13 protein-coding genes are annotated in these 13967 nt (G+C 57.3%); 5 read left to right on the top strand and 8 right to left on the bottom strand.

From position 1 onward, the window contains the following. The first annotated feature begins 2 nt into the window (after positions 1-2). Entirely contained in the window at positions 3-365 is a 363-nt protein-coding gene (locus tag IG629_RS09090; RefSeq protein ID WP_193171641.1) for a dihydroneopterin aldolase, read from the top strand. A gap of 12 nt (positions 366-377) precedes the next feature. On the opposite strand, the gene IG629_RS09085 is transcribed toward IG629_RS09090, so the two are convergent. Then, complete coding sequence (locus IG629_RS09085) at positions 378-1355, bottom strand: calcium/sodium antiporter (protein ID WP_226886570.1); 978 nt, start codon at positions 1353-1355, stop codon at positions 378-380. Positions 1356-1676: 321 nt separating this feature from the next. Then, positions 1677-3875 carry an excinuclease ABC subunit UvrB gene (gene uvrB, locus IG629_RS09080; RefSeq protein ID WP_193171640.1) on the bottom strand — a complete coding sequence of 733 codons (2199 nt, stop codon included), beginning with the start codon at positions 3873-3875 and terminating at the stop codon, positions 1677-1679. A 131-nt stretch (positions 3876-4006) separates the two neighbouring features. Here uvrB and IG629_RS09075 point away from each other — a divergent pair, with 131 nt between their 5' ends. Continuing rightward, positions 4007-6550, top strand: coding sequence for an NB-ARC domain-containing protein (locus tag IG629_RS09075; RefSeq protein WP_193171639.1), 2544 nt, complete (start codon positions 4007-4009; stop codon positions 6548-6550). Here IG629_RS09075 and IG629_RS09070 read toward each other — a convergent pair. Then, positions 6533-6715, bottom strand: coding sequence for a hypothetical protein (locus IG629_RS09070; protein WP_193171638.1), 183 nt, complete (start codon positions 6713-6715; stop codon positions 6533-6535). The two genes, IG629_RS09075 and IG629_RS09070, sit on opposite strands and share 18 nt — an antisense overlap. Before the next feature lie 96 nt (positions 6716-6811). Between IG629_RS09070 and IG629_RS09065 the strand changes: the two genes are divergently transcribed. Further along, complete coding sequence (locus IG629_RS09065) at positions 6812-7063, top strand: type II toxin-antitoxin system ParD family antitoxin (RefSeq protein WP_193171637.1); 252 nt, start codon at positions 6812-6814, stop codon at positions 7061-7063. Continuing rightward, positions 7050-7340 carry a type II toxin-antitoxin system RelE/ParE family toxin gene (locus IG629_RS09060; RefSeq protein WP_193171636.1) on the top strand — a complete coding sequence of 97 codons (291 nt, stop codon included), beginning with the start codon at positions 7050-7052 and terminating at the stop codon, positions 7338-7340. Before IG629_RS09065 ends, IG629_RS09060 begins: the two co-directional genes overlap by 14 nt. 15 nt (positions 7341-7355) lie before the next feature. Here the strand turns inward: IG629_RS09060 and IG629_RS09055 are convergent, their stop codons facing one another. Beyond that, on the bottom strand, positions 7356-8567 hold the full coding sequence (locus IG629_RS09055; RefSeq protein WP_193171635.1) for an MFS transporter: 1212 nt from the start codon (positions 8565-8567) through the stop codon (positions 7356-7358). Positions 8568-8815: 248 nt separating this feature from the next. Here IG629_RS09055 and fliG point away from each other — a divergent pair, with 248 nt between their 5' ends. Beyond that, positions 8816-9838, top strand: coding sequence for a flagellar motor switch protein FliG (gene fliG, locus IG629_RS09050; RefSeq protein WP_193171634.1), 1023 nt, complete (start codon positions 8816-8818; stop codon positions 9836-9838). A 42-nt stretch (positions 9839-9880) separates the two neighbouring features. Here fliG and IG629_RS09045 read toward each other — a convergent pair whose 3' ends face one another. The 4 genes from IG629_RS09045 to IG629_RS09030 form a co-directional block, all read right to left on the bottom strand. Further along, on the bottom strand, positions 9881-10675 hold the full coding sequence (locus tag IG629_RS09045) for an SDR family NAD(P)-dependent oxidoreductase (protein ID WP_193171633.1): 795 nt from the start codon (positions 10673-10675) through the stop codon (positions 9881-9883). Between the two features lie 108 nt (positions 10676-10783). Then, positions 10784-11278 carry a DUF302 domain-containing protein gene (locus IG629_RS09040; RefSeq protein ID WP_319025051.1) on the bottom strand — a complete coding sequence of 165 codons (495 nt, stop codon included), beginning with the start codon at positions 11276-11278 and terminating at the stop codon, positions 10784-10786. Between the two features lie 214 nt (positions 11279-11492). Continuing rightward, on the bottom strand, positions 11493-12194 hold the full coding sequence (locus IG629_RS09035; protein ID WP_193171632.1) for a copper resistance protein B: 702 nt from the start codon (positions 12192-12194) through the stop codon (positions 11493-11495). 3 nt (positions 12195-12197) lie between these two features. Next, complete coding sequence (locus IG629_RS09030) at positions 12198-13949, bottom strand: copper resistance system multicopper oxidase (protein ID WP_193171631.1); 1752 nt, start codon at positions 13947-13949, stop codon at positions 12198-12200. Between the last annotated feature and the right edge of the window lie 18 nt (positions 13950-13967).

Below are 13967 nucleotides of genomic sequence, written 5' to 3'. Positions count from 1 at the left end.
GCGTGCCGATCACGAACGCAAGAATCCTGCTGGAGAATTTCGCGGTGATCGCGGATATCGGCATCCACGAATTCGAGCGCGGCAAGCCACAGCGCGTGCTGGTCAGTGTCGAGATGGATGTCGATGTCGATCCGACCGGCGCCGCCGATTCAATCGAGCGGGTGCTTGACTACGACTTCGTCCGCACCGAGATCCTGGATCTGGTGGCGCGCCGCCGTTTCAATCTGCAGGAAACTCTCTGTCACGCCATCGTCGAAATGATCGCGGAGCGGCCGGTCGTGCGCCGGGCCCGGGTGACCACGCGCAAACCCGATGTGTACGAGGATTGCGAGGCGGTCGGCTTCAGCCTGCTGTATGAGCGCTGAGGTAACGGCCGACTAGCCGGTGATCAGTCTGGTCAGGTCGACGAACTGGTCGATGATGAACAGTGCGTAGCTGAAGAAGAACAGCACCGCCAGCGGCCGGCCGAGGGTCTTCAGGCCGAGTGCGGCCGTGACGAAGACAGTGGTGACGCCGAGCATGACCCAGAGATCCGTTTCCATGATCTCCGCCGGAATGGTGATCGGCGTGACAATCGAGACCACGCCGAGAATGCCGAGCGTGTTGAAGATGTTGCTGCCGATGATGTTGCCGAGGGCGACATCGTTATGCCGGCGCACGGCGGCGACCACGGTGGTTGCCAGTTCCGGCATGGAGGTGCCGAGCGCCACCATGGTGATGCCTATCACCGTCTCCGAAACGCCGAGCAGCCGGGCAACATCGACAGCGCCGTCAACCAGCAGGCGCGCGCCGAAGACCACGCCGACCAGCCCGATGACTGTATAGATCGCCGCTTTCTGCATGGTGTCCGGCAGATTGTCGAATTCGTCCACTTCCTTGGCGTGGATGCTGTCGTCGTTCGCGCAGTTCCGGCGGTCGGTGATGTAACAATAGGCAAGGAAGCAGACCAGAACGCCGAGCATGGTGATACCCTGCCAGGGCTCGATCACTCCGGTATGGCATAGAATCACGAAGACGATGGTTGAGAGCAGTAGCGCGAAGCCATCGCGCCGGATCGCCGGGTCGCCGCAGGCGAATGGATATATTACTCCGACGGTGCCGATCATCAGCAGGATGTTCGCGATGTTGCTGCCGACGACATTGCCGACGGCGATACCGTCATGGCCGTGCATCGCCGCTTTCAGGCTGACGAACAGCTCCGGCGCGGAGGTACCGAAGGCGATGACCGTCAGGCCGATAACATGCGGGGAGATCTTCAGGATGCGGGAGCCGCCGACCGCACCGCGGATCATGATTTCCGCAGCAACGAGCAGGAGTACGAGTCCGCCGATGGAAAGGGCGAGGGGGGCGATCAAGCGGGGACTCCCGGTTGCATACAATGTGGCAACTTATGACGACACTCTGCGGTCACGGAAACAGCCTTCCAATGGCGACGGCCACAACGAACTCGGGACAGACCTGGACTCACCAATCTGGCGACCGGCTGGGGTGGGCCTAAATGACTGCTCCTAGATATTAGACCTTGGCCCCGGCTTTCAATCACTTTGATGGCTTCCGGGCGGATTCGCTGCGCAGCGGGCGGCGACAAATAAGGCGCCCGTAACGCATTGCTTTTATGTTGCTTTTAAGTCGAGGCCCGGAGTTCGCGGTCTCTCGCGACATAATCCGTGGCGGCTTTACCGGCGCCGGCCGGAGCCGCGCTTCTGGGATTTGCCCTTGTCCGGTTTGCCCCGGGGAGGCTGTACGGGCCCTTTGACCCTGACGACGGCGCCCTTGGGCAGCGGTTTGCCGTCCAGCGTCATGCCGAGATCCGCCGCTTCCAGCCGCTTGATTTCATCGCGCAGCCGGCCGGCTTCCTCGAATTCCAGATCGGCGGCGGCGGCATGCATGGCCTGTTCCAGCTCGGCGATGACCTGTTTGATGTCCTTGCCGACCAGCTCGCCCTCGTCGGAGCCGGTCTCGACCGTGACATGGTCGCCGCGCTCGTAAACGCTTTCGAGGATGTCGCCGATGCTCTTCTTCACGCTTTCCGGCGTGATGCCGTGCTCCTTGTTGTATTCTTCTTGCCGGGCCCGGCGCCGGTTGGTCTCGTCGATGGCGTATTGCAGGCTGTTGGTCATCTTGTCGGCATAGAGTAGCACCCGGCCCTCGACGTTCCGGGCGGCGCGGCCGATGGTCTGCACCAGCGAGGTCTTGGAGCGCAGATAGCCTTCCTTGTCCGCGTCCAGAATGGCGACCAGCGCGCATTCCGGGATATCCAGCCCCTCGCGCAAGAGGTTGATGCCGATCAGCACGTCGAACACGCCGAGCCGCAGGTCGCGGATGATCTCGATCCGTTCCAGCGTATCCACGTCGGAATGGATGTAGCGCACCTTGATGCCGGCCTCGTGCATATATTCGGTCAGCGCCTCGGCCATCTTCTTGGTCAGCGTGGTGATCAGCACCCGCTGGCCGAGCGCCGCGCAGGTCTTGCATTCGGCGATCACGTCGTCGACCTGGGTCTCGGTCGGCCGGATGATGCAGACCGGGTCGATCAGGCCGGTCGGGCGGACAAGCTGCTCGATGAAGGCGCCGCCGGTGCGGTCCAGCTCCCATGGGCCGGGGGTGGCCGAGACGAATACGGTCTGCGGCCGCATGTCCTCCCACTCCTCGAACTTCAGCGGGCGGTTGTCGAGGCAGGAGGGCAGCCGGAAGCCGAATTCGGACAGCGTAGATTTGCGCGCGAAGTCGCCTTTATACATGGCGCCGATCTGCGGCACGGTGACGTGGCTCTCGTCCACGATCAGCATGGCGTTCTCGGGCAGATACTCGAACAGGGTCGGCGGCGGCTCGCCCGGATTGCGGCCCGAAAGATAGCGGGAATAGTTCTCGATCCCGGCGCAGGAGCCGGTTGCCTCCATCATCTCCATATCGAAGACGGTGCGCTGCTCCAGCCGCTGCGCTTCCAGCAGCTTGCCCGCCTTGTGCATCTCGTCCAGACGCAGCTTCAGCTCCTGCTTGATCGACTTTACCGCCTGATGCAGCGTCGGCTTCGGTGTCACATAGTGGCTGTTGGCGAAGATCCGGACCTGCTCCAGCTCGGCGGACTTCCGGCCGGTCAGCGGATCGAACTCCTGAATGCTCTCGACCTCGTCCCCGAACAGGGACAGCCGCCAGGCCTGATCCTCAAGGTGGGCCGGGAAGATCTCGATGCTGTCCCCGCGCACCCGGAAGGTGCCGCGATGGAAGCTGGCATCGTTGCGCTTGTATTGCAGCTCGACAAGCTGACGCATCAGCTTGGTCTGGTCGATGGTGCTGCCGGTCTTCACATTGACCGTCATCTTGCCGTAGGTCTCGACCGCGCCGATACCGTAGATGCAGGACACAGACGCGACGATGATGACGTCGTCCCGCTCCAGCAACGCGCGCGTCGCGGAGTGCCGCATCCGGTCGATCTGCTCGTTGATCGTCGCTTCCTTCTCGACGAACGTGTCCGTGCGCGGGACGTAGGCCTCCGGCTGGTAATAGTCGTAATAGGAGACGAAATATTCGACCGCGTTGTTCGGGAAGAAGCTCTTCATCTCCCCGTAAAGCTGCGCGGCGAGGGTCTTGTTCGGCGCCAGCACCAGGGCAGGCCGTTTCACCTGCTGGATCACATGCGCCATGGTGAAAGTCTTGCCCGAGCCCGTGACCCCGAGCAGCACCTGATCCATCTCGCCCTGCGTAATCCCGCCGATCAGCTCCGCAATCGCCGCCGGCTGATCGCCCGCGGGCTTGTACTCCGAGACGATCTCAAACGGATGCCCCCGGTCCTGCGGCGCGGCGTCGGATTTCAGGTCGGGCTTCACGGCGCCGTAAAGCGGCTGCGGGCGAGGATCGTCGAGTTGCGTGCTCATAAGGGGAATGTAGGGGGGCGGGTACGGGGAGGGAAGGACATATACTTTGATATGAGATGCTAGACGTATTGACGCTAATGAGCCTCTTGGAGGATAACATATGCTAGTTCAATTAAGTTCGGATTCAACCTATGGAAAATGCAATCGAAGTTATAAGAAAATCGATTGATGATAAGAGTCTTCCTCATTCTATAGAGGGTCTTTTCGCAGGATATTACGATAAGATAAATGGCAAAATATTGTTGCAGGAATTCGATCTTCTCGATTTCAAAGATCGTGTTCCGGTAAAAGATGACGATTCGTTTTTACAAGATATATGCAGGTTAATAGTTGCGTTTTATAATACTTATGGCGGAATTATAGTATTTGGAGTGGAGGATAAAGAAAAAAATATAGTTGGAAATAAAAATCTCCCAGATGTTGAGTATTTCAGTCGTGTCGTTAATGATAAATGTGGTTCCAAAATACCAATAATTCATCAAAGGTATTTACATAGTGATGTTGAGAAAAATTCTCTGAGTGTTGACGTTTTTCTTGTTGCTAAAAGAATTATTGGGGTTCCGCCTGCGGAATTTCCAGATAAACAAGGAGAAAAGCAAATTTATTTTAGGTCAAATTTTCAGAAGGCGATTGCGAATCCAAAGAATCTATCTTTTCTATACACCCCTCGAGAATATGATGAATTTTTAGACGATGGAGCTCGCACCTCGATTGAGAATTATTTGCCACCATCTCCTTCTGTCATAAGGAGTTATGTCGCACGAAAAGAAGTTTTGAATAATCTTTGGGATTGGTGTGCTAATCAACAATCAGAACCAAGGTTTATTCTGTGCGGTCCTGGAGGATCTGGAAAAAGTACGATAGCGTACGAATTTGCAAAATCAATATCAGATTATTACCGCGGAATTGAGGTGGGAGGGTTCAAATTTGATGTTGTTATATTTCTGACAGCAAAAGAGAGGTATTTAGATACTGATAGTGCATATGTACAGCAATCAGAAATAGTAGATTTTTCTGATGAAAGATCGCAGTTTGAATCTATTTTATCAAAATTACACTATAAAAAATCGGAGTTGTCAGATCTATCAGATAAAAAAGTATCTGAATTGATCGAAGAGGCGTTTGATAATTTTAATATCCTTCTAGTAATTGACGATATAGATACACTTATTCTTAACGATCAAGATACAGGTATGCAGAAATTATACAGATCTATAATAAGGTCTAGAAATGGATCGAAGATAATATATACGATGAGAGATAATCCGAGAATTGTGCAGGAGTTTTCATGCGTAGTGCCGGGGATGTCTGAAGACGAATATTTTGAGTTTGTTGAAAGTTGTTGCAAGCAATTCCGGATACCGCATATACCAGCTGAAACAATTTTTGGTGATTTATACGATAAAACTGAAGGTCGTCCTCTGAGCACTGAAACAATATTGGGTATTAGAAGGAGGTCTTCTAATATTCAAGAAGCAATTGAATTATTTGAAGGTAGAGGTGGCAAGTCAGCGCGAGAGTATATGTTTGCTCGAGAGTATGATTCTCTTCCAAGAAATAATTTTGCACGATTGTTATTGGCTCTTCTATCGCTTTTGGTAAATCCTATCTCAATGAGAGAAACAAGGTCTATTTTAAATTGGGATTTGGATAAAGTAAAAGACACACTTGTTGAAATAGAAGATGTTTTCGTTGAGAGATCGTTAAATGAAGAAGGGGAGATTGTATACAAGCTTGGCGAGCTTACCAGGGGGTTTTGCCGTGAGGTCAGCGTCAGTGTGGATGGATTTCAAATAATACAGGCCAGGGTAAAGCATTTTTTGGCCCATGGTGTGAAATCACAGGAATTATTCGATCTCAAGAAAAAAATTGAATATTTAATAAGAGCGGACAAATTTATAGAGGCAAAGAGAGAATTACAAGATTCAAGGTTAAGTGAATTTGATAAACAGAATCCGATTTTTTCTGGTTTGAAGGGATGGACTTACTCGAAACTTGATGAGTCACATGCTGCGGAGGCGAGGTCGGCGTTCCAAGATTTTTTTGATAGAGGAGGCGCTGATCGTCAAATTTTTCGTGCTTGGTATTATCTGCACTTTAACTCTGGGTATGGATTAGCCGATTGTATCTCTGTCTGCGATCGGATTCTTTCAAGAAAGGACATCCCGGATTTTGTTCGCATGGAGTTTTTGTCAAAGAAGGCGCGCGCGCAATCTAAACTAGGGATTCAGAGTCAGCTTGATGCTACCGAATCGAAGAAGTGGTTTGCTTCGTCACTTCGTACGAATTTTGAAATGCTTATGTTTGGTCATGTTAATAGGCTTGACATATCAAAAAATGAGGAATTTTTTATTAATGACTCGACGCGGGTTCTTAATTACTCAATTGGAGCAAGATGCCCGGAAATGTTGATTGAATTTGTGAATGATGCATCGAAAAAAATTAAAGATTATGAATTTCCTGAACAATTTTGGAGATCTGTAATTATAGCACTAAATAATATTCCAAATGGCTTGTTGTCAGACTTTCGTTCGCGTCGCTCGGTCATTGCTCGTTTAGCGAATGATGCATTGAAGAAAATAAACATAAATAATCATACATTAAGTATGGAAGTTTCAAGCGCGATTGAGAAAGCGATAAAGTCCATAGATTTCGAATTATCCAGAGCGCGATAGGGAATTAAGGGGACAGGCACCTAACTCCCACGCTTCCACCAGAGTCACAAGCACGTCGAGTTCATCGCCTTCGGGGCTGTCTGGCGCCGCGTCCATCAGGGCGTCGATCCGCGTCAGCGCCACCGGGTGGTCGGCCTCGGTCTTGATCGGGCGTATTTCCATCATGCTCTCCTTTTCGGCGTGCAGGCCTTAGACGAAAGCCTCTGACCCTGCACAAATCCTATGATATTGTCGCGTTAAGACATCTTTGGAGGAGCGCATATGAGCGTCATACGCAGAGCCATCTCCATCACGGAACAACAGGATGCGTGGATCAAGGATCAGATCGCATCGGGTCAGTACGCGAACCAGAGCGAATATATCCGCGACCTGATCCGGCGGGATCAGGCAGATATGGTCGAGACTGAGGCGATCCGCGCCGCCCTCGCCGAAGCGGAGGAAAGCGGCCCGTCCGAGCCGTTCGATGCGGAGAAATTCAAGGCAGAGATGAAAGCGGAGTATGGCCGGGTCTGAAGTCCGCTTCGCCCCCAAGGCGCGGAAGGATCTGATCGCGATCTGGCGGTTCTCAGTTCGGCTTTGGGGTGCGTCACGCGCGGATCGGTATGTTGATGAACTCTCGGCCGCCTTTGCGCTGCTGGCGGAACTGCCTTTCGCCGGAAGCGCTTGCGACGATATCCGGACGGGATATCGCCGCCATCCAGTCCAGCGGCACATGATCTATTACCGGCGGACAAAGGCAGGAATTGAGGTCATGCGCATCCTGCACGCGCGCATGGTGCCGCAGCTCTGAGAGAGGCGCGGTCAATTACGCAGTCTCCGGCGCCTTTAAACTCTCATAACTCACCACCCGTCGCAGTCCGCTGAACAGCGACACGGCGAAGGACGCGAAGAACGCCAGAACCACGAACATGATCCCGACCTCCGCACCGGCGCTTCCCGCGACCGCGCCGCCGATGAGCGCGCCGAGCGGGCGGACGCCGTAGATGGCGGTCTGGATCACCGCGTTGACTCTTCCGAGCAGGGCGGGCGGGGTGACGAGTTGACGGACGGAATTCTGCGCGATCAGCCACATGGACGGGCCGAAGCCGATGAAGAAGAAGCAGGCGTAAAGCTGGACTGCGGGGCTTTCGGGTCCGATCAGCAGGATGCCGGCGGCGGCGATGGCGGAGCTGCCCGGACCGAACAACAGCACAAAGCGCGGGGCGAGTTTGTCGGCGATCCGGCCCGACAGCCAGGAGCCGGTAAAGGCGGCCAGTCCGAAGGCCGACAGGGCAACGCCGAAAGCGCCGGGATCGAAGTGGTAGAGATCCCGGATGGCCGGCACCAGCACGACCAGCAGGGCGGCGAAGGCGAGGTTCCAGAATATCGCGCAGAAGGAAATCGCGAGCAGCAGCTTGTGGGTGACGACATAGCGTCCGCCCTCAAGGATCTGGGTGATCCGGGAGACGGGCTGTTTTTGACTGGTCTCGAATGTCGGCAAGCTCGTGGTGAAGAGCAGCGCGCCCAGAGCCGCACATGCAGCGGCAGCATAGATCAGCGGCGGGGATATGCCCGCCACCAGCAGGCCGATCGCCAGCGGAACCGCGAAGCTGCAGAGCGCGCGCGGTGTCTCGATGGCGGCATTGGCACGGGCCAGTCCGGTCGCCGGGGCGGCTTTCGGCAGGATCGACAGGGCGGTGAGTGCGAACAGGACGGTGCCGAACCCGGCCAGCGTGATACCGGCGCCGAACCAGACGACAGTACCGGCCCAGACAGCAAGCCCGGCGCCGGTGAAGCCCGCGAGCGCGATCAGCGAGGATGCGATGGCGAGGCTGCGCAACTGCCGCCGGTCCACCAGCATGCCGAAAGGGATCGAGCCCAGAAGGTGCGCCATGGACTGGCAGGCGACGAGAATGCCGATGAGTTCGGCGGAGGCATCGAAGACCAGCGCGGCGACAAGCGGGACCGAGACGAGGGCAATCTGATCGCCCAGATGCGTGCCGTAGGCGGCACCGGCAAGGCGGTGGATGACGGACATTAGTATCTCCAAAACGTTTCACCGGGTGATACGCACCGGTCCGGTTTCGGGATATCCGATTGTTGCGCGGGTTTTCTGTCCGCCCCGCTGCGGGTCACGGCGGTGTCACAAATTGGAATAATCGCCCTGAAACTGGTATGTTTCCGGGGAATCGGGCAAAAACCATTTTATTAAAGTTATGATTACTTTTCTGGTGTTTGCTGTAACCTGATTCAATATTTCGATACCCCGCAGAGAAGGCACACCATATGGGCATGCGCATTCGCGAGGATTATCGCGGCATTACCGGGCCGGAAAAGGCCGGTATCCTTTTGATGTCCCTTGGCGAGGAGCAGGCAGGCAAGCTCTTCTCCCTGCTTGACGACGAGGAAATCAAGGAAGTCTCCCAGGTCATGGCGGGGCTCGGAACCGTCAGCTCCAATATCGTTGAGCGCCTTTTCGTCGAATTTGCCGAGCAGGTGTCCTCAACCGGCTCGCTCGTCGGCTCGATGGATTCGACCGAGCGGCTGCTGACCAAGGTGCTCGGCGGCGATCGCGTCGGCGACATCATGGAAGAGATCCGTGGTCCCGCAGGCCGGACCATGTGGGACAAGCTCGCCAATGTGAACGAGCAGGTTCTGGCGAACTTCCTGAAGAACGAATATCCGCAGACCGTCGCCGTGATCCTCGGCAAGATCGGCCAGGCCCACGCCGGCAAGGTGCTCTCGATCCTGCCGGAAAACTTCGCCATGGAAGTCGTCATGCGCATGTTGCGCATGGAAGCGGTGAACAAGGATATCGAGAAAGACGTGGAGCGCGTGCTGCGCACCGAGTTCATGTCGAACCTGGCGCGCACCAACCGGCGCGACAGTCACGAGATGATGGCGGAGATCTTCAACCATCTGGACCGGGCGACCGAGTCCCGTTTCCTCTCCGCCCTTGAAGAGCGGAACAAGGATAGCGCCGAGAAAATCCGCAGCCTGATGTTTACCTTCGAGGATCTCGCGCGTGTCGATCCGGCGGGCGTGCAGACGCTGCTCCGCGCGGTCGACAAGGACAAGCTCACCATCGCCCTGAAGGGCGCGTCGGAAGAGCTGAAGGATCTGTTCTTCTCCAACATGTCCGAACGTGCGGCGAAGCTGCTGCGCGAGGACATGCAGTCTCTCGGCCCGATGCGGCTGAAGGACGTGGAGGATGCGCAGACCGCAATGGTCACGGCCGCGAAGGACCTTTCCGATCGTGGCGAGCTTGTGATCGGCGGCTCCGGCGGCGACGACGAGCTGGTTTACTGATCCTGAATGCCGCGACGCCCCTGACGCGGGGCCGCCATTCCGCTACCCGACATTCGCGGTCAGTCCGCCATCCACAGGCAGGCATATCCCGGTAATGTAGCTGGCCTCGTCCGAGGCCAGGAAAAGCGCCGCGTTAGCGACGTCCCATGCGGTTCCGGTGTGGCCCTTGAGTGGCACATCCGCCGCGCGTTCGGCACGGATCGTGTCGCGTTCCTTGCCGCTTTCCGTCGCCCTGCGTTCAATCGCCATCGGCGTGTCCATCAGCCCCGGCAGGATCGAGATCGCGCGGATGCCGTAAGGCGCATTCTCCATCGCGATATGGTGGGTCATGGTGTTTACCGCGCCCTTGCTGGTCTTGTAGGTGACGGTGCCGCGGGCGGCGATCGACGAGGTTGAGGAGATGTTCAGGATTACGCCGGAACGCTGCTCCCGCATCACGGGGAGCACGTGTTTGCAGGTCATGAACATGCCCTTGAGGTTCATGCTCATGAGCTCGTCCCACATATCCGCATCCATTTCCGGCGTCGGCTTGTCTCCGCGCGAGCGGCCGACATTGTTGTGCAGGATATCGATGCGCCCGAAGCGTTCGACGCAGGCCTCGGCGATCCGGCGGCAATCCTCTTCCCGGGTGATGTCGGCGACAGCGACTTCCGCTTCGGCCCCCGACTCCCGGCAAAGCGAGGCGGTTTCCCCGGCCCAGTCGGCGTTCGCGTCGACCAGCAGGAGTTTCGCGCCTTCCTCGGCAAAGCGGAGGGCGACGGCCCGCCCGTTCCCTACGGTTTCGCCCGGTTGCTGCCCGGCTCCGACGATGATCGCGACCTTGTCTTTCAAACGCATGAGGATTCCCCGCCCTTAAATTTTATGTGGGCGCAGTCTCCTCAAGTTCGGGGCGGTTGGCAAATTGCGGAGGCGTTGGCCTCCGCTTCTGTCTGACCGGGCTCGTGCCTACTGTTTTGGCAGGCCGCCCTTTTTGATCGCCATGTTCGTGAATTTGTTGAGGGCGCCGGTCATTTTCTTGAAGACGGCATCCCGGTCGGCGATGCCGTGGCGTTTCGCCAGCCACGCGGGATCGGTATAGCCGAGCTTCACGGACCCGTCCGTATCCTGCCATGCCAGCGCCTTCAGCGGCAGGTCGAGGCCGATCCGCTGGTTCGACTGCATCAGCGGAGTGCCGAGTTTCGGATTGCCGAAGATGATCAGCGCCGTCGGCGGCAGCTCAAGGCCGACTTTCTTGGCTCCCTTAGAATGATCGATCCGGGCAAAGACCGTGATCCCGGCCCGCTCCAGCGCAATGCCGAGGCGGTCGAGAGTCTTGGTCACGCCGAAATCGCTCGTCTTGACGATCATCCCGTCGCCTGCGGCATGCGCGAGGCCGGGAGCCAAGGCGATGACGCCAAGTAGCAACGCTGCCAAAGCGCCTATGTGAAGCTTGTGTCGCACGAGATGTTCTCCCTGACTTGAGGCTGAATTCGCAAATGACTGCGAACCCTATTGCGACCATCCCGCGATCAACAGTCACATTCGCGCTATTGAATGTTTAAGGAGTCCGGCCTCTGGCAAGCGCGTTCACTTCCCGACCTGAAGGAAACAGGAACAAGCAGGCACACCATCAACCCCGGGACACGGATCGCATCCCGGGGCGATATCGGTCCGCCTAGAACATCACGCGGAAGCCGACGACGAGCGAGACCACGTCGTTATCCTCTCCTTCGGCCTGGACCAGCCGTCCGCTCTCGCCGAAGGTCCGCTCCCAGTGCACGCCGACATAGGGGGCGACAGCACGGTCGAGCAGGTCATAGCTGAGCCGTCCGCCGATCTCGAGTTTCGGGCCGAAGGCGCCCCTTGAGGTCGCTTCATCGTCGACGAGGGGGATGTCCAACTCAATGCTCGGGGTGAAGGTCACGTGGTTGGTGATCAGGCCTTCATACTCGACCTCGAAGCGGGCGGACGGATATTCCGAAAGATAAAGATCGGCATCCACCTCGAACCACTGCTTGGCGAGGCCATGCAGTCCGAGCACACCATAGGTCCGGTGCGGGCCTTCGTCCGGGCTGTCATAGCGCACCCCTGCGACGGCATCGAAGAACGTGCTCACCGGGACCTGCAGGCGGAGTTGGTTCTCCAGTGTCTCGAAACTGCTCGGCCCTGTGGCGTATTCCGCCTCGCTGCGCCAGACGACCTTCAACTCGTCCGTGCCAACAAAGGCGTCGGCATCCCAGGCCAATGCTTCGGAGCCTTCGCCGCTACGCCATTCCAGTTGCTCCGCCTGGATCCCCCAAAAGAGCTGTTCGGCGGAAGCAGGGCTGGCGAGAATGAATACGGAAAAAGCGGAAAGGGCTGCGTATCGTGTGAACATCGCTCAGCCCTCCGTCTTCACGGGGAGTGCGGCGGCCTTGCCCTCGGGGCCACCCTCGACGATGACCTTGCGGAACATGCCGCTGTCGGCGTGGTAGGACAGGTGGCAATGGAACGCCCACTGGCCCGGCGCGTCGACCTCGGTCTCCATGAAGAGTGTGGTGCCGGGGGCGACGCTGACCACGTGCTTGACCGGGTTCCACTTGCCCTTTCCGGTATCAAGGATCGACCACATGCCATGCAGGTGCATCGGGTGGGTCATCATGGTCTCGTTGACGAACTTGAAGCGGACCCGTTCTCCATATTGCAGCCGGATCGGCTCGGCGTCGGCATACTTGATGCCGTTGATCGACCACATGTAACGCTCCATGTTGCCGGTCAGGCGAAGCTCGATTTCGCGGGTCGCCTCGCGATGGGGGTAGAGCGGTTTCTGGGTTCTCAGATCATTGTAGGAGAGGAACTTTCCGCCGTTCGCCGCTGCCGGCATGAGACCGCTACCCGGAGCGTAGAACGGGTCGGAGCTACCCATGTTCATGGTGCTGTGGTCCATGCCTTTCATGGTGGAGCCGTCCGGCATCTTATGCGTGCCGCCGGACATGTTCATGGTGCTGTGGTCCATGCCCTTCATGGTGGAGCCGTCCGGCATCGTATGTGTGTCGCCGGACATGTTCATCGAGCCGTGATCCATACCTTCATGGGCCATGCCCATATCCGCCATCGTCAGGAGCGGCGGTTTGCGCAGGTCGGGGATATCTCCCTTCATGCCTTCCGCCGTGGCGAGCGTTCCGCGCACGGAAGATGTCCGTCCCATGGATTCCGCGAAGATGGCATAAGGCTTGTCCTCTTTCGGCTGGATGAGAACATCGTAGGTCTCGGCAACGGCAATCCGGAACTCGTCGACGGGCACCGGGAGAACGTTATTCCCGTCCGCCTGTACGACCGTCATTTTCAGGCCCGGTATCCGGATGTCGAAATAGGTCATGGCCGATGAATTGATGAAGCGCAGTCGAACACGCTCTCCCGGCGTGAACAGGCCGGTCCAGTTCTGTGCCGAGCTTTTGCCGTTGATCAGCGGGGTAAATCCCTGAAGATCCTCGATGTCGGTGGGCATCATCCTCATATCGCCCCAGGCGCCTCGTTCGGAGAGCGCCGCGTCGAGACCCATTTCTTTCGAGTCTTTCAGGAAGTCGAACAGGGTGCGCTGCTGCCGGTTGTAATAGTCCGGCATCATTTTCAGATTGCGCATGATGCGATCACCGCTATGCGGATGCGCGTCGGTCAGCTGGATCACGTATTCGCGGTCGTAGCGGAACGGCTCGCGCTTTTTCGGCTCGATGACGATCGCGCCATAGGCCCCATCCGGTTCCTGGAAACCGCTGTGGCTGTGGAACCAGTAGGTGCCGCTCTGGGTGATCGGGAAGCGGTAGGTAAAGGTCTCGCCCGGCGCGATACCGTCATAGCTGATCCCTGGCACGCCATCCTGCTCGAAGGGCAGGATCAGCCCGTGCCAGTGGATAGATGTCGGTTCGCTGAGATTATTCGTCACCTTGATGGTGACGTCCTCGCCTTCCTGGAAGCGCAGGACCGGCCCGGGCGTAGCACCATTATAGCCGATGCCGGTGCGGGTGAAGGCGCCTGTGTCGACCGTGACCGGGTCGACGGTAAGAGAGTATTCGCCAGCCGTGGCGGCGCCCGAAAGCGCTGCCGCCAGACCGGCGCCGAGCAGGAATGCCCGGCGCAAAAGTCCGATTGTCATGGATGAGTTCCAGTCGAA

It is taken from the genome of Nisaea nitritireducens (assembly GCF_014904795.1).
Taxonomy (GTDB): Bacteria; Pseudomonadota; Alphaproteobacteria; order Thalassobaculales; family Thalassobaculaceae; genus Nisaea; species Nisaea nitritireducens.
Note: the sequence above shows the minus strand (reverse complement) of the source record. Positions and strands in the feature narration are given on the sequence as shown.

Coding starts and splice junctions, on each gene's coding strand:
- uvrB (WP_193171640.1), bottom strand. CDS start 3,875: ATGAGCACGCAACTCGACGATCCTCGCCCGCAGCCGCTTTACGGCGCC.
- IG629_RS09075 (WP_193171639.1), top strand. CDS start 4,007: ATGGAAAATGCAATCGAAGTTATAAGAAAATCGATTGATGATAAGAGT.
- IG629_RS09070 (WP_193171638.1), bottom strand. CDS start 6,715: ATGATGGAAATACGCCCGATCAAGACCGAGGCCGACCACCCGGTGGCG.
- IG629_RS09065 (WP_193171637.1), top strand. CDS start 6,812: ATGAGCGTCATACGCAGAGCCATCTCCATCACGGAACAACAGGATGCG.
- IG629_RS09060 (WP_193171636.1), top strand. CDS start 7,050: ATGGCCGGGTCTGAAGTCCGCTTCGCCCCCAAGGCGCGGAAGGATCTG.
- IG629_RS09055 (WP_193171635.1), bottom strand. CDS start 8,567: ATGTCCGTCATCCACCGCCTTGCCGGTGCCGCCTACGGCACGCATCTG.
- fliG (WP_193171634.1), top strand. CDS start 8,816: ATGGGCATGCGCATTCGCGAGGATTATCGCGGCATTACCGGGCCGGAA.
- IG629_RS09045 (WP_193171633.1), bottom strand. CDS start 10,675: ATGCGTTTGAAAGACAAGGTCGCGATCATCGTCGGAGCCGGGCAGCAA.
- IG629_RS09035 (WP_193171632.1), bottom strand. CDS start 12,194: ATGTTCACACGATACGCAGCCCTTTCCGCTTTTTCCGTATTCATTCTC.
- IG629_RS09030 (WP_193171631.1), bottom strand. CDS start 13,949: ATGACAATCGGACTTTTGCGCCGGGCATTCCTGCTCGGCGCCGGTCTG.